Source organism: Mucilaginibacter sp. (assembly GCF_028287845.1).
Lineage (GTDB): Bacteria > Bacteroidota > Bacteroidia > Sphingobacteriales > Sphingobacteriaceae > Mucilaginibacter.
Map to the genome: position 1 here is coordinate 14078 of NZ_JAQBOW010000076.1, position 25423 is coordinate 39500.

The following is a 25423-nucleotide window of genomic DNA, read 5'->3' on the forward strand; positions in this document are numbered from 1 at the left end:
TTCGGATACCAAGATCTGATCTGCCTGATAGAATGTATAAGAAAATTATTATTTTACTGTGTACCATTTGATTGTTTCAATAACAATTCAAATATACTACTAAATCTATATACTTTATAGTATTTTATTAAAAATATTTTTATTTCTTTCCTTTTTAACTGTTAATCAAGGTATTTATGTGTTAAAATTGGTGCAATTAATATTAATACCGGTGTATTACTTAACCATGTTTCCCGTTGTGGGAATATTAATTGTAAAGAAAGTTAAATATTAAATCAATTTATCAGCAGTAACTGGCAGATCGCGTACACGTTTCCCTGTCGCGTGATAAATAGCATTATTAATGGCAGCTGTTATACCGGTAATACCAATTTCGCCAATACCTCTTGCACCTATAGGCGAGATGTAAGGATCTGGTTTATCAATAAACCTGATATCAAATTCGGGCATATCCGCATGTACAGGTACAAGGTACTGGGCCAGGTCGCGTGTTACTACCCTGCCATCATTAGGGTCATAGCCGGTACCTTCCATCAGGGCCATGCCTATACCGAATATTATGCCACCCATTATTTGATTTTTAGCAGTTTTTAAATTCAGCACCTTACCAATATCCATTATACTAACTATTTTATCAATATGCACTGTTCCCAATTGTTTATCAACCCGCAGCTTTACAAATTGTGCACCGAATGAATGAAAAGCGTATGGTTTTCTATCTGTTTTTTCGTCATCCTGTACAACTGCATTCGTTTTACTTTCTTTTTCAGCTTCTTCTTCGGCCCCACTTTTTGCTGCCGGATTTGCCTCTTGCTGTCTGGTAGAAACGTTAGTAGTTGCCAGTGCTTCTACCTTCCCACCATTCCGGCTAAGCAATTGTTCATAGCTTTCGCCTGAATTGGTTTTTGCAACATATAAACGACCATTAGCTGCAACTATATCTTCTTCTTTATGGCCATGTAATGGTGAGCCACTATCGGCTATTGCCATTTTTATCAATTTATTCACAGCGCCCAATGCTGCAGCACGGATAGCCGGCCCCACGCTTGCCGATACCTGCGACCCTCCGGAGTTAGCGCCTTTCGGATAAGAACTATCACCCAATTTAACTTTAACTTTTTCCATTGGCAATGCAAAAGCGTCGGCTGCTATTTGCGTCATTATGGTATAGGTTCCTGTACCAATATCCTGTGTACCACACAATATTTCGGCGTGGCCATCAGCAAATAATATAGCTTTAGCGGTAGATGCGCTCCTATTAGCCGGGTAAGTAGCTGTTGCCATACCGTAACCGATAAGATAGTTACCCTCCTGCATCGAGCCGGGTTGTGGATTGCGTTGCTTCCATCCAATAGCGTCAGCACCTTGCCGGTAACATTCCTTTAAATTTTTGGAGGAAAATGGTTTGTTTTTTTGTTCCTCGGTTTCGGCATAATTTAAAAGGCGCAATTCAACCGGATCCATTTTTAGCTTATAAGCCAGTTCGTCCATAGCTGCTTCTATGGCAAAGGTGCCCGGAGCTTCGCCCGGTGCACGTGTTGGGCACGGCGTGCCCTTATTTAATCGCACTAAACTATGACTAATGTCTGCATTAGGACTGCTGTATAGCATTGCAGTTGCAATGCCTGCCGGTTCAACAAACTCATCTACAAATGAGGTTTCAGAAGTTGTTGCGTGTTTTATAGCATTTAGCTTTCCTGCATTATCTGTTCCCAAGCTTATTTTTTGTATAGTTTGTGTGCGCCGCCCGGCATTAGTAAACATTTGCTGCCGGGAAAGCACCAATTTAACAGGACGGCCAACTAATTTTGCTGCCATAGCGGTTAAAACCGTATTAGGCCATGAAAACCCTTTAGAACCAAAACCACCACCTATATATAAAGAGATCAATCGAACTTTTTCTGGTTTGACACCCAGCATATTAGCCATTAAATTTTTACTGCCCATTACGGATTGTGTGGCATCATACATCATCAGTTCATCACCTTTCCATTCGGCAATGGTTGCATGCGGTTCCATAGCGTTATGGTGGTAGACCGGCGTTGTATAAGTTTCTTCAATTGTTACAGCCGCGCTTTGCAATGCGTTGTCTGCATCGCCACGTTTAATCTGCACTTCAGATCCGCCTAAGCCTTGTTTGGGCTTATAGGCCTGGTCTATATTTTTCTCTAAACTAAAAACAGGCTTATCTTTGTCATAATCAGCTTTAATTAGCATTGCGGCGTGTTCTGCCTGTTCAAAGGTTTCGGCTATAACTACAGCTATGGCTTGTCCGCCATAAAATATCCGTTCACTTTGTAATGGCAGCAAATCTTTTTCTGCATATTTTCCGTTACCGGGATCTGACCCTGCAGGAAAATGCAAGCTCATAGAATTTTGCGAAGTCATTATCTTTAAAACACCTGGCGCTTTCTCTGCTACCGAGGTGTCCAAATTTTTTAATCGCCCCTTGGGGATGGCGCTTTCTATAATAACACCGTAAGCTAAATTTCCAGGGTAATATTCAGCAGAATAGGTAGCTGCCCCGGTTACTTTTAGGCGGCCATCAACCCTATCCAAGGGTTTTCCAACTAATTCGTTCATGACATACCTCCTACTGTAGCTAAAGCGCGTACCAAAGTACGTTTGGCCAATTCTATCTTAAATGCATTATGCTGATAAGGCTTTGCCCCGCTTAAGGCAGCTTCGGCAGCGGTGCGGTAGCTTTGTTCATTATTTACAGCCCCCATTAAAACCTTTTCGGCTGCTAATGATCGCCATGGTTTTGTTCCTATCCCCCCTAAAGCAACTCTTGCGGTTAATATCCTACCGTTTTTAATATCAAGGGCCACCGCGGCTGATGACAAAGCAAATTCATAAGATGCTCTGTCGCGCACCTTTAAATAGTGTGATCGTGCTCCGTATGCTATTGCCGGTATATCAACAGCGATAATTAATTCGCCGTGTTTTAATGTGGTTTCAAATTGCGGTGTTTCTCCGGGTAAAAGATGAAATTCATTGAACGGTATCTCTCTAACTCCGCTGTCACTTTGCACATGGATTACAGCGCCTAAAGCTGCTAAGGCCACACACATGTCAGACGGATGCGTAGCAATACATTTATCGCTTGTGCCCAACACAGCGTTATTGCGGTTATAACCATTTAAGGCAGAACAACCCGAGCCAGGCGCGCGTTTATTACAGGGATAGGTAGTATCATAAAAATAGGGGCAACGTGTACGTTGTAATAAATTGCCGCCAACAGTTGCCATATTTCTTAATTGCGCAGATGCTCCTGATAAAAGTGCCTCCGACAATACCGGGTAACTTTTTATAATGGTTGGATGATAAGCCAGGTCGCTATTTTTAACCAATGCGCCTATTCTGATAGTTCCGTTAGAGAAAATTTCTATCTTATCTAACTTTAGTCCGTTAATATCAATAACCTGGGTTGGCTTTTCAATATTTAACTTCATCAGGTCTATCATATTAGTGCCGCCGGCAATAAATTTTGCATTATTGGTCAGGGCAGCGGTTATAGCGGCATGACTATCTTGTGCGCGAATAAATTTAAAAGGCTGCATAATTTCTCAGGTTGTTTGTACTTCTTTAATTGCTTCCAGTATGTTTTGATAGGCACCGCACCTGCAAATATTACCGCTCATCAGTTCGCGGATATTGGCATCGGTTTTAGCATGCCCTTCTTTAACTAATCCCACTGCCGAGCATATTTGCCCCGGCGTACAATAACCGCATTGAAAAGCATCATGCTTAATAAAAGCTTCCTGCATTGGGTGCAATTGATCGCCTTTAGCCAAGCCCTCGATGGTAGTTATTTGTGCCCCGTCACACATAGCAACGAGGGTAAGACATGAATTAATGCGTCTGTCATTAACCAAAACCGTACAGGCACCACACTGCCCATGATCACACCCTTTTTTAGTGCCGGGCATTGCTAACCCTTCGCGCAATGCATCCAACAAAGTAACACGCGAATCAATAGTTAAGGATTTAGCCAAACCATTAACCATTAGATTAACTTTTACAGGTTGAATTAACGCAAGTGCTGAGGTTGGAGTTACAGATTTTACAAGGATGGGCGCAAATGATAGCCCGGCCCCTGCCATTGTAATTTGTGTTAAAAACTCACGACGGGTAGAACCACCTCTATGTGGCTTTTCGTCTTGATTCAGAAGGTCGCTCATATCCTTTCATTATAAAGCAATAACATTTACTCAAAAGAAAAAGTTTAAACTTTTATAATTTATTTAAAAAAAGATATGATAATAGCTTAAGCGACTATTGGCTGATGTTTTTTGATCTTAATGATAACCAATTTTGACGCAGGTGTATTACTTTTTTCAGCCACGGTATCAATAGGCACTAAAACATTGCCCTCGGGATAATAGGTAGCAGTGTTATGTTCAGGTATATTATATGATACTATTACAAACAACCGTGCTACGCGCTCTTTTCCTCCATGATAATTAAACAAGTCTACCTTTTCACCGGGTTTGAAGCCGCCTTTTTGTATATCTGCTGGGTTCATTAAAATAATGCGGCGCTCATTATGTATTCCGCGATACCTGTCATCCAAACCATAAATGGTGGTATTAAACTGGTCATGGCTACGTATGGTCATCATTTGATATTCATCATCAGCCAACTTGTGTTCTGTTAACCGGGTAACTGAAAATCCTGCTTTGTCACCAAATTTTTCCGACTCAAACTTACCGGTGCGCGGCGCATTGGGTAAATAAAAACCACCTGGCTCACGTGCACGCTTATTGTAATCATCAAAACCGGGTATAACTTTTTCAATATCAGCCCGAACCGCATCATAACTCATGGCATATTTATCCCAATCAACTACCGTACGAACACCTATTGTGGCTTTTGCTAACCTGCAAACAATTTGATTCTCGCTAAGCAGATCCTTTGAAATGGGTTCCAGTATTCCTTTTGACGATTGCACAACGCCCATAGAGTTTTCGCAGGTAATAAATTGCGCCTCGCCGTTTACCATATCCTTATCGCTACGTGACAGGGTTGGTAAAATAATAGCTTCTTCACCATGTACTAAATGACTGCGATTAAGTTTGGTGGATACGTGCACTGTAAGTTTGTTTTTGCGCAAAGCTTCGGCAGTATAGTTTGTATCAGATGCCGCGGATAAAAAATTACCCCCCATTGCAAAAAACACTTTCAGTTTACCTTCATGCATTGCCTTAATGGAATCAACCACATCATAACCATGTTCGCGCGGTGGCTCAAATCCATAAACTTCTTTTATCTTATCCAGTTGCTTTTTATAGGGTTTATCATAAATAAGCATAGTACGGTTACCCTGTACATTGCTATGACCACGTACCGGGCACAGGCCTGCTCCGGGCTTGCCAATACTGCCTTTAAGTAAGATTAGATTTACTATTTCTTTAATAGTATCAACCCCATTTACATGCTGTGTAATACCCATTGCCCAGCATATAATTATGCGGCTTTTATCTTTCAGCATATTAGCGGCTTCCCTTACCTGTTCGATAGATACACCTGCTGATTCCGCCAAATCTTCTGTTTTGTATTGCTCCAAACTGGCAATCATATCTGCATAGCCAATTGTATTATTTTGTATAAATTCCTGATCGAACACTTTTCCCGGAGTTTTCAATTCTTCTTCATACAATAATTTCTCAATAGCTTTAAACAAAGCCATATCGCCGTTTATTTTTACCTGTAGATATAAATCAGCCAGTTTGGGGTTAAGCCCTAAAATACCTTTAACTCTTTGTGGATTTTTAAAACCCATTAACCCCGCTTCATGCAAAGGGTTAATAGCTATGATTTTTGATCCATTCTCTTTAGCCTTTTGCAAAGCAGTAAGCATACGCGGGTGATTAGTACCCGGGTTTTGCCCCATGATTATAATTACATCGGTATCGTAAAAATCATTCAAAGTAACTGTGCCTTTGCCAATGCCAATAACATCACCCAAAGCTACCCCGCTTGATTCATGGCACATATTTGAGCAATCGGGCATATTGTTAGTACCGTATTCTCTTACAAACAACTGGTAAGTAAAAGAAGCTTCATTACTGGTACGACCCGATGTATAAAACGCGGCTTCATTCGGCGACGCTAAACTGTTTAAATGGGCGGCTATTTTTTTAAACGCGTCGTCCCAACTTATTGGCTCGTAATGTGTAGCGTCTTTTGGCAGATAAACCGGTTGGGCTATCCTACCTTTTTTGCCGATATGATAATCATTTAGCTTTGCAAGGTCGGCCACTGAATTTTGTGCAAAAAACTCCGCGGTTAGTTTCTTGGTTGTAGCTTCTTCTGCTAAGGCTTTGGCGCCATTTTCGCAATATTCGGCAATTGGCGATCGGTCATCATCCGGATCGGGCCAGGCACAGCTTGAACAATCAAACCCACCCTTTTTATTCATGTGGAACAAAGCTTCCATACCACGTATGGGGCCGGCTTCTTCCAAAACATCTTTCATTGCCTCATATACTGCTGGCATACCTGCCGCCCATTTTTTCGGCTCAGTAAGTTTCAGTTTTAATAATTCTTCCGGATTCTCTGCTGCCGGTATATCAATATCCTTTTTCATGATTATTGGGGGGTTAATGGATTTGGATAATTATCACTTTGATCTTCGGCAACCTCATCCAGACATGTAAAATCTTTTTCTATTAGTAATTTCAACTCACTCTTATTATTTTCAAAACCAACCTTGTCAGTATTTACTAATTCATCAATCATTATTTTAGGTATATACGTGGTTACTATATTATTTTTAAAATCTGCTGATATTTCTTTATCAACTGTACTTTGTAAAACATATACCAATTCATTATCACCAAAATTTACTTTTTCTTTTATGCAGCCTTCCTTAAACAAATTTGCCACATCTGTTTGGGTAAGGCGATAACGTAATGAGTTACTATTAATACGTAGTTTCATGACTAACAGGTAATGTTATGCGATGAGCCGCATTGTAAATATTAAAACGATGGTTCCTTAAAAATCCTATTAAGGTTATGTTAAATTCTTCGGCAAGCTGAACGGCCAAACTTGATGGTGCACCCACCGCAGCTATAATAGTGATACCTGCCATAGCTGCCTTTTGAACTAATTCAAAACTTGCCCGGCCACTTAGTAATAACACGGCTTTACTTAATGGCAGCCAATTATTCTGCAATGACGCGCCTATCAGCTTATCTAAGGCATTATGCCTGCCTACATCTTCGCGTACCAGCAGTAATTCGCCCGATAAGCTAAATAGCGCACAAGCATGTAAACCGCCGGTAGTTGCAAATACTTCCTGGTGAGCGGATAAAATACCCGGCAATTCATGCAATAATTCTGAACTGACCATATTATCATCCACCTGCTGCGAAAACGAACTCACTGTACGGATAGCGTTTATAGAACCTTTACCACAAACACCACAGCTTGAAGTAGTATAAAAGTTACGTTCTGTGTTTTTTAGTTCAGGCATAACCTGTTCGTTAAGGCTTACCTGTATAACGTTTTCTTTGTTCTCTGCACAAGCTATAAAGCAATGATTTACATTACCAATTTCGCCAGCTTGCTTGATAATACCCTCTGTAAATAAAAACCCCGTAGCCAGTTCTGCATCATTACCTGGCGTGCGCATAGTAACCGAAACATTTTGTATAATGCGTTGATCTTTAGGCCCATGTTCAAGCCGTATCTCTAACGGCTCTTCAATAGCCAAAGAATCAGAGGTATCTGTACTAACAGTTGCATAAACTTTAGTAACCGGTAATTGTACTATAGATTTAATTGACATTTTAGCATATTTAAATATACAATTCGTTTAAAAATTTGTTTACTGATATTTAAACGAATTATATTTATATTATTCTATCCATTTCTTGCATATTTGTAAGTAATTAGATCATAATTATGAACGTAAACATATTGGCGTTTGGTATTGCAAAGGACATTTTTGGCGGCCCATCTGTTAGTCTTGATCTGGCTAATGATGCTAACATATCTAATTTAAAATATTTGCTGGAACAGCAATACCCGCGACTTAAAAAATTAGCAACCTATATGGTAGCTGTAAATAACGAATACGCTTTAGATGGCGATACCATACATGAGCGTGATGAAATTGCTATTATCCCGCCGGTAAGCGGGGGATAACAACAAATAACTTCTGTCATTTCGATGACGTAGGAGGAGAAATCTTATACAAACGCTTATTAAGCATATCCTATAAAATTTCTTACTATGTTCTAAATGACCATAATAATATTATCATTGAATACACAAATAAAACTTTCGGTTTCTACTTTAAATGTACAGGAATGCGTTGACTGGGTTATATCGCCTGAATGTGGCGGTATTGATGTGTTTATTGGCACCGTACGCAATGCAACTAAAGGTAAGGCCGTAGTTCGATTGGAGTTTGAGGCGTACGAAAAAATGGCCGTTAAAGAGCTGGAGAAAATAACCCAACAAGCTTTTGATAAATGGCCGGTACAAAAAGTATTAATTCATCACCGCACAGGAGTTTTACAAATTGGCGAAATACCGGTAGTTATAGCCGTAGCTGCCGCGCATCGTGATGCAGCTTTTGATGCCTGCCGCTATATTATTGATACGCTAAAGCAAACCGTACCGATATGGAAAAAAGAAATATTTGAGGACGGCGAAGTTTGGGTAGCGGCGCATCCGTGATTTTTAATGAGTGAATGAGTGAGTTTTGAATGAGTGAATAAGTTTATTAGTTTATTCAATCCTGAAAATCAAATAAATCATTTAATCGTGCTCAAACCATGCTTTCAAGCCACCTTCCAGAGAAAACACCTGAGCATTTGGCGACTTTTGCCTGATGAACTTTACCGCCTCTCCGCTTCTTTTACCTGATGAGCAGTATAATACCTTAACTTTTCCGCTGATTAAATAGTTCATATTTTCATCAATTTCATCAGCTTCAAAGTGAATACCGCCAATATCAATTTCATCCCGCTCTCGGTCGGTGCGGATATCAACCAACTCTAATGTATGGTCTGCCAAACCTTTTTTCACTTCACTAACAGAGATAGTTGGAGTGTAAACCGTTTCTGCTAAACTGGTTATATCTATTTTGGTTACGTTGCCAATTTTAATGATACGACTTTGTAGACTTAATGCGTCAAATACCATTACTTTACCTGTAAGTAATTCGCCCGTTTTTGTAATATATTTAATCACTTCATTAGCTTGAATACAACCAATTATACCGGCCAATGTTGGTATTACACCACCATCGGCACAATTGGGTATCTGGGTAGCATCAACTTCAGGAAACAGATCGCGATAGTTAGGTGATTTGGTGCCGTCGGCATTTCTTATATTCCAAACAGCAACCTGCCCTTCAAATTGGTAAATAGCACCGTATACAATTGGCTTTCCGATAATTACACAAGCATCATTTATCAAATAGCGCGTATCAAAATTATCTGTACCATCTATTATAATATCGTACTGACTCATAATATCCATCACATTATCAGAAGTTATCCTGATATCATGCGGTACTAATTTAATTCCGGGATTTTGCTGTTGCAGCTTTTGGCAAGCTTTTACAGTTTTTTTTAATCCCACATCCGCGGGGGTATACAACACCTGGCGATGCAAATTACTGATAGAAATGGTATCAAAATCGGCAATACCTAAAGTACCTATGCCGGCTGCTGCTAAATATTGCGCTGCGGGACAACCCAGGCCTCCCGCCCCTACAATCAATACTTTGGCTTGTTGTAAAAGCTGTTGCGAGGTTTCACTAAATCCGGGCAGAGCTATCTGGCAGCTATATCTTAAAAAATTGGGTTCCATTAGGTGGAAGCTATTTTTTGGTGGATCTGACGTTTTATCTTTTCGAAATCGTCGGGTGTATTTACATTAGTTAACGCATCGGTATCCCCAGCCTTTAATAAAGTGGTATCACTATTTATTAAAACCTTGCGGGGACAAGAATATCCCTGCGCCAAAAAAGCCAGTAATAGTGGGTAACTCTTGGGCTCCCATATAGTAATTAACGGTTCGGGGAAGCCATCGTGGACATTCTCATAAGCCGTAGCTATTGCTGACGGATTACGGTTTGCTATTAAATATTGTAACGTATTAGCATCCAACAAGGGCAAATCACAGGCAACAATCAGCCATGCAGTGTTTGGATTTTCGCGAAAAGCAGATAGTATTGCACCAAAAGGACCTAAACCAATAAACGTATCTGTTAGTGTGTTGTAAGTGGTATCTATCTCTTGCTTTTGTTCTGGCCTGCAAGAAATAAATACATCCTCGCAAAGTTCCTTCAACATATCAGCCATGTAATAGCGCTGTTCTTTACCATACCAGTTAAGCGCACCTTTATCATGTCCCATCCTAATACTTTGCCCACCGGCCAATACTAACCCGTTTAATACAGGCTTTGCCTGTTGCATTTTATCTTTAAAAAAGGCAATTATTTTATCTGTTTCTTCCAAACGATAAACAGGTAATTGCTGCCAGTTGGGTACTGCTTCTTTTATAAAATCAAATACATCATCTACGTTATCAGCTAATAATATCAATTCAACATTTGTTAGTTGCGCTACTCTTTTTTGCAAGGACGCACTTTTATTATTGTAAATGATCACTACCTGTGCTTTTGCCGGTTGATGATTGCCATTAACCAGCACCATATCAGCATCGGCAAATTGTTGCTTAAAATTTATTGGCTTTAGTGCTGTACTATAATTGAACTGCTGATAATTAAGCTGATCTGTATACTCTAAAACAGCACCACCGGCTAAACGCCCCGGCGGTAAAGTTACTTCGTCATTATGCGAGGTATCAGCATAGGCACATTTATATTTTGGCGATAAGGCATTAATAACTTCATTAGCCAAAAGTTTAATATTAATGCAGGGCGCACCCAAAATTGCCCATTCATTTCGCCCAAAATTGCCTGATACCGGCCTTACCAGCGAAGTGTGTTTTTTATGCTCTTTTGAAATCACGTTTACCTCCTGTTTTTTCTATAAGCTTTGTTTCTTTTATCACGATGTCATGACTCAAAGCCTTACACATATCATAAATGGTTAGCGCCGCTATGCTGGCCCCTACTAAAGCTTCCATTTCAATACCGGTTTTGGCGGTAATGGTAGCGGTGCAGTCTATTACTACTTCCTGCTGTTCGTTTAGTACAATATCTATCTTACAATTATCCAAACCTAATGGATGGCAAAGCGGGATCAGATCGCCGGTTTTTTTAGCGGCCATTATGCCTGCAATTATCGCGGTTTGAAATACAGACCCTTTTTTAGTTTGCACATCGCCGTTAACTAAATGTTTTAAAACTTCATCCGGCAGATAAACAATGCTGCGCGCGGTGGCTGTACGGCGGGTAACTACTTTTTCAGATACATCAACCATGGTAGCTTTACCGGTGCTGTCTAAATGACTAAAATCACTCATTATTATATTTGATTAAACTGCCAAACCTTATAAACATCCCCTTTTTTAAATTCATTTTTCTCTAAAGGTAGTTCCATAAAGGCATCCGTATCTACTAAGTTAGCAAAATCGCCCGAACCATTTCCTTCTATAGGCGTGGCTAAAAGTTGGCCTTGCTCACTAAAATTCAATTTAACTTGCAAAAAATATTGCAGCTGCGGGGTAAACGTAAAATCCTGGTCTAAAACCGCATAAACTGCCTGTTTGGACGATACATTTAATGAGGTGTTTAACCACGGAATAAAATATCGCTGCATACACATAAATGTAGCAACAGGATTGCCGGGGAAGGCAAACACTACCACGCCAGTATCACGCCTACCAAACCAAAAAGGTTTACCGGGGCGTTGCTGTACCTTATGAAAAATCTGCCTAACCTGTAATTCTTTTAATGCCTGCGGGATATAATCAAACTTACCCATAGATATACCGCCGCTTAGCAGGATAACATCATAATTTTGCAAACATAGCTGTAGCTGTTGTTTAATAACTTTAGGATCATCAGGAATATGCAGCATACCAGCCTCAAGTCCTAACTGGGTTAAAACCGCTCTTACCATATAATTATTTGACCGCCTTATTTGGTATGGCGATGGTGTAGCAGCAACTTCCACCAATTCATCGCCTGATGAAAGAATGACTACTCTTGGTATTCTTTTAACACGTAACTCTGTTTCACCAACTGATGCTATCAAACTGATAACAGCGGGTGTAATTAATTGTCCGGGTGTTAGTATAAGTTCGCCTTGTTTTTTATCGGCACCCTGAATATGAATGTTTTGGCCCCTTTTAATATCGCTGATCAGTAACTTTGCCTGATCATCACTTATTTCAATATCCTCATATCTGATAACTGTATCAAGTGAAGCAGGTAAAGCCGCCCCTGTCATGATCTCAATACATTCACCCGGCTCATATATATCTATTGGAATATCCCCGGCGGCTTGTGTAGCTTTAATCTGGAACATATTAATTCCATTTTCAATAGCTTTATAACTCACGGCAATGCCGTCCATACTTACCCGGTTAAATGGTGGCAAGTCACGGTCGGTTTTTATATTTTCGGCTAATACTCTTCCTAAAGATTCCTCGAAAAGAACAATCTCTGCTCCAAAATCCCCGGCATTTGCCAAGATTAGCTTTTCGGCTTCATTAACCGTTATCATGTTTATTTAGTTTAATATTGATTGAGTTGGAATGGGTTGATTAAGTTATTATTATATAACCATTCTCTTAATCAGCTACCCACCTATCGTAGCCATTGATTCATGAACGCCGGTTTTTTCAACCCGCATCCGCTCTGCCACCCATCCGTTTTTTTCCCTGTGGTTAAATGCGTTCAATAAATTCTTTTCTATTTCATTATCGCTCAATCCGGATCGCATCAAATCCTTAATATTTAATACACCATCATCATATAAACAATTCTTCAATGTGCCCTGCGGCGTAATGCGGATGCGATTACAGGTACCGCAAAAGGTACGTGAGTAAGCTGCTATTATACCAACACTACCCTTATGCCCCGGAATATCGTAATTATATGATGTTGAAAATGCAGGATCTGTTAATTTCTGTATGCCTGGAAATTTATCTTTAATCTCATCCAAAATTCTTACGTAATCCCATTGCAAACCGCGGTTAGAAGCTCCATCGCCATTAAAAGGCATTTCTTCAATAAAGCGCACGCTTACGGGCAAATCTTTGGTCAGTTCAACCAGGGGTAGTATATCCTGCGTGTTTTTGCCGTCCATTACTACCGCGTTTATTTTAACTTCTATATCATGCTTTAACAACTCATCTAAAGTTGCCATAACTTTTGCAAATTCATCACGGCGCGTAATGGTAAAGAAACGGTTAGCATCTAAAGTATCCAAACTCAAATTAACCGACTTTATACCCAACGCTTTCATTTCAGCAACATGCGGCGCAGTTAATACGCCATTAGTTGTCATGCTAAGTTCCTTTAATCCATCAAGTTTTGACAAACCGGATAGCAATTTCATAATATCCTTGCGCACAAAGGGCTCGCCTCCGGTAATGCGTATCTTTTCAATACCCATCTTTACCAGCAAAGCACAGCTGCGCAGCATTTCCTCGTAGCTCATCAACTCGGCTCGTGATAGCCAGTTCAAGCCATCCTCGGGCATACAATAAAAGCAACGCAGGTTACACCTGTCTGTTACAGCCAGGCGCAGGTAATTAACTCTTCTCCCGTGATTATCTGTTATCAACGCTCAACCTCCTATAAGATAATAATTATACAAAAGTAAATATTATTTATTACCGTGTTTTTTAATTGTCGCTTTATATCAAAATTGTGATTTACGTTTGACTTCTGATACAATAACATTAAATTATATTTGCTGAAACATACGATGAAAGAACTACAGGACATTGTAAATGCTTTTGATAAGGCCAACACAGCGGGTAAACAAACCGCTTTAGCTACCGTGGTGCATGTAGAAGGTTCATCATACCGCCACGCAGGGGCACGTATGCTAATTACCGACGATGGGCAACTTACCGGCGCAATAAGCGGCGGCTGTTTAGAGGGTGATGCACTAAGAAAAGCAAGACTGGTAATGGTACAGAACAAACCCATGCTGGTTACTTATGACACTACCGACGATGACGATGCCAAGTTTGGTGTGGGCTTAGGCTGCAACGGAATTATTCATATATTGATAGAACCTATCTCTTCTGAAAAAGAGGATAACCCAATTAATCTGTTCAAATTATTTTTAAGTAAAAGGCGGCCGGTTATAATAGCAACTCTATTTTCATTAAAAGATAAAAAAGCGGCACAGCCGGGAACTTGTTTATTATTAACCGAAAATGAATTAATTGAGGCCCCGTTTCCTAACGATGTTATAAGACAAGCCATATTAACCGATGCTAAAGACGTTCTCATAAATGGAAACTCCATAACGAAGACCTATTTATATAATGATGAATTTACCTGCTTTATCGAGCTATTGCAACCTGCGGTATCGCTGGTAATATTTGGCGCCGGTAATGATGCAATCCCGTTAATAAATTTATCTGCTAATTTGGGCTGGCATGTGACATTGATAGATGGCAGGGCAAATTATGCTGTACCCGAACGTTTTCCGCTCGCAAAAAAAGTTATAACTGCAAAGCCCGAACAAGCACTGGCTCATTTAACAATTGATGAACGCACCGTGATGATGCTAATGACCCATAATTACAATTATGACCTTGCCATATTGCGTCAGTTACTTCCGCTTCGCCTTACCTATGTTGGGGCATTGGGTCCTAAAAAGCGTTTGCACAGAATGCTTGACGATTTGAAAGAAGAGGGCATAGAAGTTACACCATCTCAATTAGAAAGTGTGTATGGCCCTGCCGGATTAGATATAGGTTCTGAAAACGCGGATGAAATAGCCTTATCTATTTTGGCGGAAATTCAGGCGGTATTGAAAAAAAGCTCGGGAGTTTCCTTACGGGATAAAGATTTTATTCATGACCGTAAAGCCGATCAAATAATTCAACAAGCCTTATGACGGGTATCATTATACTTGCCGCCGGTTCATCGAGCAGGTTAGGTACGGCTAAACAAGCCTTACTGTACCGGGGGCAAACCCTGTTGCAACGGGCAATACAATCTGCGCTGGCAGCGGATTGCGATACAGTTGCCGTTGTATTGGGTGCAAATGCCGAGGCGCTGCAATTAACTATTGTAGATGAGTCTGTTCATGTTTTTTTAAATGATGGCTGGGAAGAAGGTATGGCTTCATCCATACGTTGCGGAATAAACGAGCTGCAAAAAACCGCACCACAATTAACATCCATAGTGTTAATGCTTTGCGATCAACCTTATGTTGATGCATCCATTATTAATCAGTTAATACAAAAAGCATCGCCCAATAAAATAGTTGCAAGCGCTTATAATGGCACGATTGGCCCACCCGCGTTTTTTGACCATTCGTTTTTCCCTCAACTGCTTTCACTTTCGGGGCACGAAGGCGCTAAAAAAATCATGCTTGATCACCCGGATGCTGTTATTGAAATTCCGTTTCCTTTGGGTGCAATTGATATTGATACTATGGCCGATTACGATCAACTAAGTAACTAAACAGAAAACTTATAGATAGTTTGAGTTTTATAAATCTCTTCGGGTTTTAAAACTGTTGACGGAAAATGAGGCTGATTAGGTGAATCCGGGAAGTGTTGGGTTTCCATAGCAAAAGCAGTGCGCATCTTATCTTTTACCCTTCCTCTTAAAATATTGGTACCCGGCATAAAATTTCCGGTATAAAACTGCATACCCGGTTGGTCTGTATATACTTCCAGCTTAATGCTACTTTTATCGCCCGTTACCGTTGCAACAGGCGAATGTTCCTCGCGTTTGTTTAATACAAAATTATGGTCATAACCATTACCAAATTTTAGCTGCTCGTTATCTGCCTTAATCCTCTTTCCTATTCTTTCAGGGATTGTAAAATCAAATGGCGTGCCTTTAACGGGTGCTATCTGGCCCGTTGGGATCATTGTATTATTAACAGGCGTATAATTATCGGCAGCTATTTGCACTACATGGTTTAATATATCTTCATTACCCTCGCCATTTAAGTTAAAATAAGCATGATTAGTTAAATTAACTATTGTAGTTTTATCTGTAGTAGCTTCGTAAGTTATTGTTATCGCATTATCATCAGTAAGCTGATAGGTTACTTTTACTTTTAAATTACCCGGGTAGCCCTCTTCCATGTCTTCCGATAAATATTCTAATGTTACAGTCTTTGCATCAATTTGATTTGCTTCCCAAACCCTGTAACTGAAGTTATGTTTACCGCCGTGTAAACTATTAGGGCCATTGTTTACAAACAAACGATATTCTTTTCCCTCTAAAGTAAACTTACCGTCTGCTATCCTATTTCCATATCTACCTAAAGTAGCGCCGTAATAGCTTTCTTGTTTAAGCAACCCGTCTATATTATCAAACCCTATTATCACGCTGGTTAGTTTTCCCTTTTTATCAGGAACCAACGCACCTACTAAATAACTACCAAAGTTTGTAATGGCTACCTGCATACCTACACTATTATGAAGCAGGTATAAATTGGTTTGCCTGCCGGTTACTTTTCTTTCAAATGCTGAGGCCTCAGGTAATTTTATTGCAGTTGGATTATATGCCATGACAATTAAATTAAAACATATCCTTCTCTACAACTGCTGATTCGCAGATGTAAGTTGGAACTATCCCGGTAGCTGTGATCCGTGTATCAACATCCTGCGCTAAAGTATTGCCAGACAATACCAGTACAGTATCAAGGCCAAATTTATTACCACCTATAATATCTGTATGTAAGGTATCACCTACCATCACTATTTCTTTTTTGCTGATTGGGCGATAATCACGTATCAGGTCATAAGCAAACATGAACATTTGCGAATCAGGTTTCCCAAAACGGATAAACCTCTTACCAACAATATTCTCTATCAATGATGCAAGCCCGCCAATGGCAATGGCTACATCATTTAGCGTAACAGGGTAAGCAAGATCTGTATTGGCTACAATAACCGGAATAGTGCGCTTACGCAATAAATTAACAGCAATATTTAAATCACTGCGCCAGTCAAAACCTTCATCATCTAAAAATATCAGCGCGTTTACCTTATCAATATTACTGCTGTTTATTTGATTTACGGGTATAGTATGCAAGCCTGTACTTTCAATATAATGCGCGGAACTTTCTGTACCTAAATAAGCTACAATTCCATCCTCAACTTTAAGATCAAGGTACTCTTTGGTTAACATACCCGATGATATGATACGACCGGGTGTTATAGCATGCAGACCCATTTTATGGTAAGATGCTGCCAATTGGGCCGGGCTGCGTGAGGCATCATTGGTAACTATATAATACTCTTTTTGCTGTTCTTTAAGATATTCAAATGTTTTTTCAATACCGGGCACTAACCCCTGGTGATTTTTTATCACTCCATAAGCATCAAAAAAGATAACATTATACTTATCAATTATAGTTTTAAAGTTATCAATACGCTTCATATATGAATGGTAAATTGCTGTTATTATTTAATACTTTATAAACTAACATTATGATACAGGTTTGCTACTCCTTATTCTAAATTCAATGCTTTAATAATTTTCTCTGCATCAAAGTCCCTGTCGACAGATGGAAGATAAATATCAAAAGCTTCTCCCTGTAATTTTTTTGCATACTGTTCGCTAAAAAAGTACTTACCATCTTTGATGACATAATTTAGGATAAAAAACCGATATGCTTCCTTTAAAAATCTAATTTCGTTAGCGGTTAAAGGATTTATTTGATGATATTCTTCTAAAAAAGTTATAAAGCGATCTTCCGTTAGTGTTTTAATACCATAACTAAACACAGTACAGTCGCCCACATCAGATACTACTCTACTCAAAAAATAAAAATCAAGTATCCGGTAACTCATCCGAAACCAATCATAATCCCATCTCGAATAAAGATTTAAATTAGCATCTACCGAGAAATTCCCTATGTTCCAGTCAATAAAAACAGGGATGATCTCGAACGAGCTCATGTTATATTTAGACCGGTTACGCAGGAATGTTTCGCAATGATATTTCAAAAAATCAACCTGCATGGCTGTACCAAATTGCTTTTCGTTAATCTCTAACTGATGCATCAGCGAATAAATATCAGTACGTAGCGTTTTGGATGATTTTGGCAATACATTCTTTATACGGGCGCAAGCTTTATGAAACTTACCTACTTGCTGGCCCAGCTTACGGATATGCTGCTCATCCAACCTTTTAGGCATACGGTCAAATATGCGTGTAGGATTATAAAAAACCACCCACGCATCTGTTTTTCTATGCTTATAATGATATATGTATACCCTGTTGTTTTTTAATAAGGATTTTGCCAGAAAATTTTCAAAAGGATAAAGCAGGTTATTGGATAAACTATGGATTATACGATGGTCTTCTTTAAAATACTCGTACTTACCAAAATAAGATAGTTTGGCAATAATTATATCGTCATCATCAAAAGTTATCCTGAATACCCGGTTTGTAGAAACCATTGCACTGATGTCTTCAATGTTTTTAATACTTTTTGAAGCATCATATCCTTCCCACGCTTTTTTTATAATTATAGAATAGTCCATTCGTGTTATATATTATTCAAAGGACCGCAAAGATATAACACAGACTTAACTATGCTATTAATATGATCTAAATTATCTCAAAATATCTTTTCAGCTCCCAATCAGTCACACTTTTGGCAAATTGCTTGCATTCCCATAAACGGGTTTGTGTAAAGTGCTCAACAAAATCATTTCCTAATATTTCCTTAGCAATGGCCGAGTTTTTCATGTCTATAGTAGCATCATAAAGATTTGGCGCAATTTTACCGTTGGCCGAGTTTTGATAACCATTGCCAACAGTTTGAGGAATATCCAAACTCAGTTTATTTTTAATACCGTATAAACCAGATGCCAGCGCGGCAGCCATAGCCAGGTACGGATTGGTATCTGCGCCCGGTATGCGGGTTTCTAACCGTGTATAAGCTTCTGATGAATTTAATACACGGAAAGCTGTGGTCCTGTTTTCAACCGCCCAGGTAATAGTTGTTGGGGCCCATGCGCCCTCTATTAAACGTTTGTAACTATTAATAGTTGGGGCATACATTGGCAATATATGTGGCAGGCAATATAATTGACCTGCTAAATATTGCTTATGCAGATCGCTCATTTTATTGGTATCGCTGCCATCATAAAACAAATTTTTAGATTGATCCTTGTTCCATAAACTTTGATGAATGTGACCGCCGCATCCCGGTAAGTTCTCGTTCCATTTAGCCATAAAGGTGGCCACGATGCCATGTTTATAAGCAATTTCTTTTACAGCGGTTTTTAAAAGGACGGCCCTGTCTGCAGCTTCTAAAACATGCGTATGCAGTATTGCCGCTTCATAAACACCCGGCCCGGTTTCGGTATGCAAACCCTCTAACGGGATATTAAATTGTGCCAATAGATTAAACAGATCATTAAAAAACTCACTATTTTCTGATGTGCGTAGTATGGAATATCCAAACATACCCGGAGTTAGTGGTTGTAGCTTAGTAAAGCTTTTATCTTGCAAACTTTGCGGCGTTTCTTTGAAATTGAACCATTCAAACTCCTGCGCGAATTCCGGATGAAAACCCATAGTCTCGCATTGTTTGGTAATACGCTTTAATAAACTGCGTGGGCAGGCAGCCAACCCATTACCATCAGCATCACTAAAATCACCTAAAAAAAACGGAATATTTTCCTGCCACGGCACTGTACGAAAGGTGGACAGATCAATATGGCAAGGCTTATCCGGATAACCGGTGTGCCAGCCGGTTAGCTGCACATTATCATAACAAACATCACTACTATCCCAGCCAAATACTACATCACAAAAACCATAACCATTTTGCAAACCGTCTATGAATTTTTTGGGATGAATTACCTTTCCACGCAAAACACCATCAATATCTGCAAACGCGAATTTTATTTTTTGACTATTGTTTTCTTGTAAATATGCTGTAATTTGATGTTCGTTCATGATATAGGTAAAAAATCATTCAATATTAAGCAAGTTAGCTATACTAACCTAAATTTTATATTTAAAGATGATAAATGAATTATTGTTTGTTTATGGTTCATTATTAAATGCCGGCAATGAATTTGCTGCATACTTAAGCAGCAATGCTCATTTGCATAGTACGGGTAAATTTAAAGGAAAGTTGTATGATATTGGGGAATATCCCGGGGCAATTATCAATACCGATGGTACGGATGAAGTAACCGGTAGTATTTATCAATTAAACTATCCAGGAGAAGCATTAAAAATATTGGATGACTACGAAGGATTTGGCACCGACCAGCACCAGCCTAATTTATTTATCCGTGAATTGTTAAAAGTTGAAAGTACAAATGGCACTATATATTGCTGGATATATTTATACAATCTGCCGGTTGATGGGTTGAAGCAGATCAAATCAGGAGATTACCTGGATTATTTAAACAAAAAAAGCGATGGGTAAACCCATCGCTTTTTCAATATAATAGCTAAATATTAAACTTTAGCTGTTTTTACAGTTTTAATAATAACTGCAGCTACTTTATATGGATCTGCAGCCGAGTTAGGGCGACGATCTTCTAAGTAACCACTCCAGTCATGATCAACAGTATAAAGCGGAATACGGATAGAAGCACCACGATCTGATACACCATAGCTGAAATCAGTTATAGATGCAGTTTCATGTTTACCGGTTAAACGTAACTCGTTATGCGCACCATATACGGCAACACACTCAGCAACCGCAGGACGGAAAGCTTCGCAGATAGCTTCAAACTTAGCTTTGCTGTTTGCAGTACGTAAAGTAGTGTTAGAGAAGTTAGCGTGCATGCCAGAACCATTCCAATCTAAAGTACCTAATGGTTTGCAATGCCAGTTAATGGCAACGCCATAGCTTTCGCCAATTCTTTCCAGTAAATAACGTGCAACCCAAATTTGGTCACCAGCATCTTTAGCACCTTTAGAGAATATTTGGAATTCCCATTGCCCGGCAGCAACTTCAGCGTTAATACCTTCAACATTCAAACCAGCTTCTAAACATACGTCTAAGTGTTCTTCAACAATTTCGCGGCCATAAGCATTGTTAGCACCTACCGAACAGTAGTAAGGGCCTTGCGGACCTGGATAACCACCAGCCGGGAAACCAAGAGGTTTATCTGTTTTCGGATCCCACAGGAAATACTCCTGTTCAAAACCAAACCAGAAATCATTATCATCATCCTGGATAAGCGCGCGGCCGTTAGACTCATGTGCTACACCTTTTGAATCAAGAACTTCGCACATTACTAAAAAAGCATCTTTTCTTTGCGGGTCCTTACAAATAAATACCGGTTTCAAAACGCAATCAGATGAACCACCTGGTGCTTGCTCAGTTGATGAACCATCAAAGCTCCAAAGCGGGCAATCTTCTAATTTACCGCTGAAATCTTTTTCAATTTTTGTTTTGCTACGAAGGCTTTGTGTTGGTTTGTATCCATCAAGCCAAATGTACTCGAGTTTTGTTGCCATGTTTAATTATATTTTGTAAAGTTTGATTCAGATAATACGTTTCACTACAATACTTAGGTATATGCAAGCAAATTTATATTAAAAATTCTATTTTTTGCAAATTTTATCAAAATATTAGAAAAAAAATTAAATATGTTTAAAAAAAGCAGTTTAATGACAATAAAAACAGCAAAATAAAGCGGTAAAAAATGCAAATAATACGTTTTTACCAATTCCCTTAAAAATTCAACTCTTATACAATAACATTATCTGCTGATATCTGCTAAAGAAAAAGCTGATATAATTATAGCTGAAGAGTATTAATTGAGATTTAATGCTATTTTAACAATGTAAAGACAGTATTTTATAATTTTTTCTTAAAATTGCAAGCAATTTAATTCCTTCTTATAAAATATAAAATATTATGAAAATAACAGTTGTTGGTGCCGGAGCTGTTGGCGCTACATGTGCGGATAACATCGCAAGAAAAGAATTAGCAGAAGAGCTTATCTTATTAGACATACGCGAAGGTTTTGCCGAAGGCAAGGCGATCGATATGATGCAAACCTCTGCCCTGTTAGAGTTTGATACCAAAATAAAAGGTGTTACCAATGATTATGCTGCAACTGCCGATTCGGAAGTTGTTATTATAACCTCGGGATTGCCGCGTAAACCGGGCATGACCCGCGAGGAGCTGATTGGCACCAATGCTAACATTGTAAAAAGTGTTACCGAAAACATTTTAAAGCATTCGCCAAATACTATCATCATTGTGGTTTCAAACCCGATGGATACCATGAATTACTTAACCCTGAAAACATCAGGCTTACCTAAGAACCGTATTATAGGTATGGGTGGCGCTTTAGATTCTGCAAGGTTTAAATATTACTTGAGCCAGGAACTGGGTTGCTCTCCTGCCGACCTTAACGCGGTTGTTATTGGGGGTCATGGTGATACCACTATGATCCCGTTGATTAACCATGCAACCTGGAACAGCATACCTGTTACTCAGTTTTTAAGCAAAGAGCAACAGGATAAGATTGTTGCCGACACAATGGTTGGCGGTGCTACTTTAACTAAGCTAATCGGTACATCTGCCTGGTATGCACCGGGTGCCGGTACTGCGTTTATGGTTGAAGCAATTGTACGCGACCAGAAAAAACTATTATCATGCGGTGTAGCTTTAAATGGTGAGTATGGCCAAAAAGATATCTCGTTAGTTGTTCCTGTAATTTTAGGAAAAGGCGGATGGGAAAAGATCGTCGACTTTAAATTAACTGCAGATGAGCAGGCTTCTTTTAACAAAAGTGCCGATGCTGTACGTACAATGAACCAGGTATTGACTGATAGCAACTTGATTTAATATCAAAACACAAATATTAAAGGCTCTCATCTTTCGGTGGGAGCCTTTTTTTATGGTTTCTTTAATCTTCTTTGCCTGCGTACTTCGTCGGGATCAGTTTTATAAGGCATAATAGCTATCTTGCTAATATAATGCGCGGGCAGATCTGCATTTTTTGCCAGTTTCAATATTTTATCATGATACCAGTCATAAGGCAAAAGGTGCGTAGTAATAGCATGAGGTTGCGTTACAAATACTTCGGCGTGATAAATATTATCATTCATATCAAAGCATAGCGCCGGCTCCAGCTTTAGTGTTGTGCTCCAGGTTGGGTCATAAAAATCAGCTCGATCTTCATCGTCATATTCTATTAAAACCCCCCATACTATGGCATCCGAATCAAGAGATTTTACCACATTTGCTTTAGCCGATTCATCATCGCCGGTACTGTTAAAAGCAAAGTTATATCCCCGCAGTTTACCAACACCAAGTTTCTTTGCAGAGGGAACAGTTTTAGCAAACTTCTCTACATTCATATTACCGGCGTATGCAAATAGTATCATAGGCTTTTGTAGGTAGACAATGATTTTAACGTTTTGTTGAATGGAATAGTATTTACAAAATACAACTCGGCCCAAAGTGCAAAAATCCGGCTAAAAAAAGCAATGTAGTGTTTCACAAATTAGTGAAACACATGAAACACTCTTTTAGGTTAACCTATTGATATTTAGCAATTTGACAAAATGAGTGAAACACTTTGAAACAGTACTAATACTTTAGGTAAAATGGGATAAATTACTTATAACAAGCATTTTATGCTATTTTATGGATTTTTGCAAAAATTGGGTGAAACACCTGATGTGAAACCCATTTTTTTCGCTGAAACAGTCTACGACACAAACCGTCTGCCGACACCCCGGGCGGGTATATAATTAATGTAAATGTATCCTGTTTTTCCAGGGGCCAGGCGTTTATAGCGAGGCTTATTAATTAACGCGGTACATCTTCCCCGGCAAGCTCCGTATAAAACCCTGCATTTCCATATTTAACAGATTCATGGCCAGCTGACTCATGGGCATATTGGTTTTTATGGTTAGGTCATCAATTGCCAATGGTACTTTATGCTGCTGGATAATATCAAATATGGTGCGTTCCTCGGCCGATAGATCTAAAGGCAGCATAAATTGCTCAACCGGTTTAGCGTCATCGGGCTTTTCCCATCCAAGGCTGTACGCAAGGTCGGCAACGCAGGTAAGCAGCGCGGCTTTGTTGTTTCTGATTAAAAAGTTGCACCCCTCAGAATATACATCATCCACCCTACCCGGGAAAGCGAATACATCCCTGTTATATGAATTGGCAATTTCGGCAGTTATTAACGCGCCGCCTTTTATGCTGGCCTCTATAACAATAGTGGCATCGGCAATGCCGGCCACAATACGGTTACGTTGCGGAAAGTTTTCCCTGCCGGGGATAGTATTTGAGGGATATTCTGTTAATAAACCACCATTCTCCAGCATCTTATCAGCGGTTATTTTATTTTGCGATGGATATATCCTGTCTAAACCATGGCCCAATACCCCTACAGTGGTTACCTTATTTTTCAGGCATTCTCTATGCGCTGTTACATCAATGCCCAGAGCCAGACCGCTTACTACTAAAACACCATACTGCTGTAGTTCTTCAATTAGCTGCCCACACAAGTGCCTGCCATAATCGGTAGCATTGCGGGTGCCTACTATGCTTATAATGCGGCGCGCGTTTAGGTCGGCATTACCTTTACTATATAATAGTATAGGCGAATCAAAACAGTTTTTTAGTCGTTTGGGATAGCTTTTGTCAGTATAAAAAATTACGTCTATCGCGTTTTTCTCTATAAATTTTATTTCATTGGCTGCCTTTTGCAGGGCGTCATCAAAATCAAGCTCTCTTATGGTTTTATCGCCAATACCGGGCACTTGGAGTAATTTATAGTTTGGCGCATTAAATACAGCTTCGGCACTGCCTAAATGACTAACTAATAATTTGCCCATGGCCGGGCCAATGTTTTTTAAAAAAGTTAAAGCTATTTGATGAAGTAAAGACATATATTTTATAAGCATCTAAAATAGAAAAAACTTGCTATAATTTTTAGCATTAAAAATTGTTTTTGTAATAGTGGTGGTGGCCTATCAGAAAATTCACCGAAAATATGCCATTATTCCGCAAGAGCCATAGGCTCGAAATATATGGTAACAACGGGTTTTAATCCATTGCTTAAAAACTAAACCGCATCAAGTGCCGTAGGCACGATCCATATTTAGTAAAACAGGTGTGCTGATTCTATATGGGCCGAACCGATGGTTCTTCTTTTACTTTATTAGCTATTCAACGGGTTAAAACCCGTTGTTATAATATGATGTCGAGGCTACGCCTCTGTTTAATTTCAGTTTAATTATCCTACACATTAAAAATAATTTACAAAAACTACAAAAATAGTTTGCAAACTATTAAAATAGTTCTACCTTTATTAAACT

The 25423-nt window shown here is 39.2% G+C and carries 24 protein-coding genes; 6 read left to right on the forward strand and 18 right to left on the reverse strand.

Annotation, left to right across the window (positions count from 1 at the left end; genetic code table 11):
- Positions 1–270 precede the first annotated feature (270 nt).
- From JWP71_RS07070 to fdhD, 6 genes are all read right to left on the reverse strand, one after another.
- Positions 271–2583 carry a xanthine dehydrogenase family protein molybdopterin-binding subunit gene (locus tag JWP71_RS07070; protein WP_299498195.1) on the reverse strand — a complete coding sequence of 771 codons (2313 nt, stop codon included), beginning with the start codon at positions 2581–2583 and terminating at the stop codon, positions 271–273.
- Positions 2580–3563, reverse strand: a complete 984-nt coding sequence (locus JWP71_RS07075; protein WP_299498196.1) for a xanthine dehydrogenase family protein subunit M — start codon at positions 3561–3563, stop codon at positions 2580–2582. Before JWP71_RS07075 ends, JWP71_RS07070 begins: the two co-directional genes overlap by 4 nt.
- Before the next feature lie 6 nt (positions 3564–3569).
- Positions 3570–4184 carry a 2Fe-2S iron-sulfur cluster-binding protein gene (locus JWP71_RS07080; protein WP_299498197.1) on the reverse strand — a complete coding sequence of 205 codons (615 nt, stop codon included), beginning with the start codon at positions 4182–4184 and terminating at the stop codon, positions 3570–3572.
- Positions 4185–4270: 86 nt separating this feature from the next.
- A complete protein-coding gene (locus tag JWP71_RS07085; protein WP_299498198.1) occupies positions 4271–6592 on the reverse strand; it encodes an FdhF/YdeP family oxidoreductase in 2322 nt (773 codons plus the stop codon).
- A gap of 2 nt (positions 6593–6594) precedes the next feature.
- Complete coding sequence (locus JWP71_RS07090; protein ID WP_299498199.1) at positions 6595–6945, reverse strand: hypothetical protein; 351 nt, start codon at positions 6943–6945, stop codon at positions 6595–6597.
- Positions 6929–7798 carry a formate dehydrogenase accessory sulfurtransferase FdhD gene (gene fdhD, locus JWP71_RS07095; protein ID WP_299498200.1) on the reverse strand — a complete coding sequence of 290 codons (870 nt, stop codon included), beginning with the start codon at positions 7796–7798 and terminating at the stop codon, positions 6929–6931. Before fdhD ends, JWP71_RS07090 begins: the two co-directional genes overlap by 17 nt.
- Positions 7799–7914: 116 nt before the next feature.
- Between fdhD and JWP71_RS07100 the strand changes: the two genes are divergently transcribed.
- Both JWP71_RS07100 and JWP71_RS07105 read left to right on the forward strand, forming a co-directional pair.
- Positions 7915–8157: a MoaD/ThiS family protein gene (locus tag JWP71_RS07100; protein WP_299498201.1), complete on the forward strand. Its 243-nt coding sequence runs from the start codon at positions 7915–7917 to the stop codon at positions 8155–8157.
- A gap of 96 nt (positions 8158–8253) precedes the next feature.
- Positions 8254–8694 carry a molybdenum cofactor biosynthesis protein MoaE gene (locus JWP71_RS07105; protein ID WP_299498202.1) on the forward strand — a complete coding sequence of 147 codons (441 nt, stop codon included), beginning with the start codon at positions 8254–8256 and terminating at the stop codon, positions 8692–8694.
- A gap of 81 nt (positions 8695–8775) precedes the next feature.
- On the opposite strand, the gene JWP71_RS07110 is transcribed toward JWP71_RS07105, so the two are convergent.
- The 5 genes from JWP71_RS07110 to moaA all read right to left on the reverse strand — a co-directional run bounded on the left by JWP71_RS07110 (position 8776) and on the right by moaA (position 13727).
- The gene (locus tag JWP71_RS07110; protein ID WP_299498203.1) at positions 8776–9834 is read right to left on the reverse strand and encodes a HesA/MoeB/ThiF family protein; all 1059 of its coding nucleotides are present in this window, start codon (positions 9832–9834) and stop codon (positions 8776–8778) included.
- Positions 9834–11000 carry an NTP transferase domain-containing protein gene (locus JWP71_RS07115; protein WP_299498204.1) on the reverse strand — a complete coding sequence of 389 codons (1167 nt, stop codon included), beginning with the start codon at positions 10998–11000 and terminating at the stop codon, positions 9834–9836. Before JWP71_RS07115 ends, JWP71_RS07110 begins: the two co-directional genes overlap by 1 nt.
- On the reverse strand, positions 10981–11457 hold the full coding sequence (gene moaC / locus JWP71_RS07120) for a cyclic pyranopterin monophosphate synthase MoaC (RefSeq protein ID WP_299498205.1): 477 nt from the start codon (positions 11455–11457) through the stop codon (positions 10981–10983). Before moaC ends, JWP71_RS07115 begins: the two co-directional genes overlap by 20 nt.
- A 2-nt stretch (positions 11458–11459) precedes the next feature.
- On the reverse strand, positions 11460–12662 hold the full coding sequence (locus JWP71_RS07125; protein ID WP_299498206.1) for a molybdopterin molybdotransferase MoeA: 1203 nt from the start codon (positions 12660–12662) through the stop codon (positions 11460–11462).
- A 75-nt stretch (positions 12663–12737) separates the two neighbouring features.
- Positions 12738–13727, reverse strand: a complete 990-nt coding sequence (gene moaA, locus JWP71_RS07130) for a GTP 3',8-cyclase MoaA (protein ID WP_299498207.1) — start codon at positions 13725–13727, stop codon at positions 12738–12740.
- A gap of 144 nt (positions 13728–13871) precedes the next feature.
- Between moaA and JWP71_RS07135 the strand changes: the two genes are divergently transcribed.
- Positions 13872–15020: an XdhC/CoxI family protein gene (locus JWP71_RS07135; RefSeq protein ID WP_299498208.1), complete on the forward strand. Its 1149-nt coding sequence runs from the start codon at positions 13872–13874 to the stop codon at positions 15018–15020.
- Entirely contained in the window at positions 15017–15592 is a 576-nt protein-coding gene (locus JWP71_RS07140; RefSeq protein WP_299498209.1) for a nucleotidyltransferase family protein, read from the forward strand. The genes JWP71_RS07135 and JWP71_RS07140 overlap by 4 nt, the downstream gene beginning before the upstream one ends.
- Here the strand turns inward: JWP71_RS07140 and JWP71_RS07145 are convergent.
- From JWP71_RS07145 to JWP71_RS07160, 4 genes are all read right to left on the reverse strand, one after another.
- On the reverse strand, positions 15589–16656 hold the full coding sequence (locus tag JWP71_RS07145) for an aldose epimerase family protein (protein ID WP_299498210.1): 1068 nt from the start codon (positions 16654–16656) through the stop codon (positions 15589–15591). The genes JWP71_RS07140 and JWP71_RS07145 overlap by 4 nt on opposite strands.
- A 10-nt stretch (positions 16657–16666) precedes the next feature.
- The gene (locus JWP71_RS07150) at positions 16667–17530 is read right to left on the reverse strand and encodes an HAD-IIA family hydrolase (RefSeq protein ID WP_299498211.1); all 864 of its coding nucleotides are present in this window, start codon (positions 17528–17530) and stop codon (positions 16667–16669) included.
- Between the two features lie 71 nt (positions 17531–17601).
- On the reverse strand, positions 17602–18639 hold the full coding sequence (locus JWP71_RS07155; protein ID WP_299498212.1) for a hypothetical protein: 1038 nt from the start codon (positions 18637–18639) through the stop codon (positions 17602–17604).
- A 67-nt stretch (positions 18640–18706) separates the two neighbouring features.
- A complete protein-coding gene (locus tag JWP71_RS07160) occupies positions 18707–20065 on the reverse strand; it encodes a glutamine synthetase family protein (protein WP_299498213.1) in 1359 nt (452 codons plus the stop codon).
- 67 nt (positions 20066–20132) lie between these two features.
- Between JWP71_RS07160 and JWP71_RS07165 the strand changes: the two genes are divergently transcribed.
- Positions 20133–20546, forward strand: coding sequence for a gamma-glutamylcyclotransferase family protein (locus JWP71_RS07165; protein ID WP_299498214.1), 414 nt, complete (start codon positions 20133–20135; stop codon positions 20544–20546).
- A gap of 32 nt (positions 20547–20578) precedes the next feature.
- Here JWP71_RS07165 and JWP71_RS07170 read toward each other — a convergent pair whose 3' ends face one another.
- On the reverse strand, positions 20579–21589 hold the full coding sequence (locus JWP71_RS07170) for a glutamine synthetase beta-grasp domain-containing protein (protein WP_299498215.1): 1011 nt from the start codon (positions 21587–21589) through the stop codon (positions 20579–20581).
- Between the two features lie 403 nt (positions 21590–21992).
- Between JWP71_RS07170 and mdh the strand changes: the two genes are divergently transcribed.
- Positions 21993–22931 carry a malate dehydrogenase gene (gene mdh / locus JWP71_RS07175; protein ID WP_299498216.1) on the forward strand — a complete coding sequence of 313 codons (939 nt, stop codon included), beginning with the start codon at positions 21993–21995 and terminating at the stop codon, positions 22929–22931.
- A gap of 50 nt (positions 22932–22981) precedes the next feature.
- Here mdh and JWP71_RS07180 read toward each other — a convergent pair whose 3' ends face one another.
- Positions 22982–23473 (reverse strand): gamma-glutamylcyclotransferase family protein, encoded by a 492-nt coding sequence (locus JWP71_RS07180; RefSeq protein WP_299498217.1) that lies wholly within the window; start codon positions 23471–23473, stop codon positions 22982–22984.
- Positions 23474–23896: 423 nt separating this feature from the next.
- Positions 23897–24994 (reverse strand): DNA-processing protein DprA, encoded by a 1098-nt coding sequence (gene dprA / locus JWP71_RS07185; RefSeq protein WP_299498218.1) that lies wholly within the window; start codon positions 24992–24994, stop codon positions 23897–23899.
- Positions 24995–25423 lie beyond the last annotated feature (429 nt).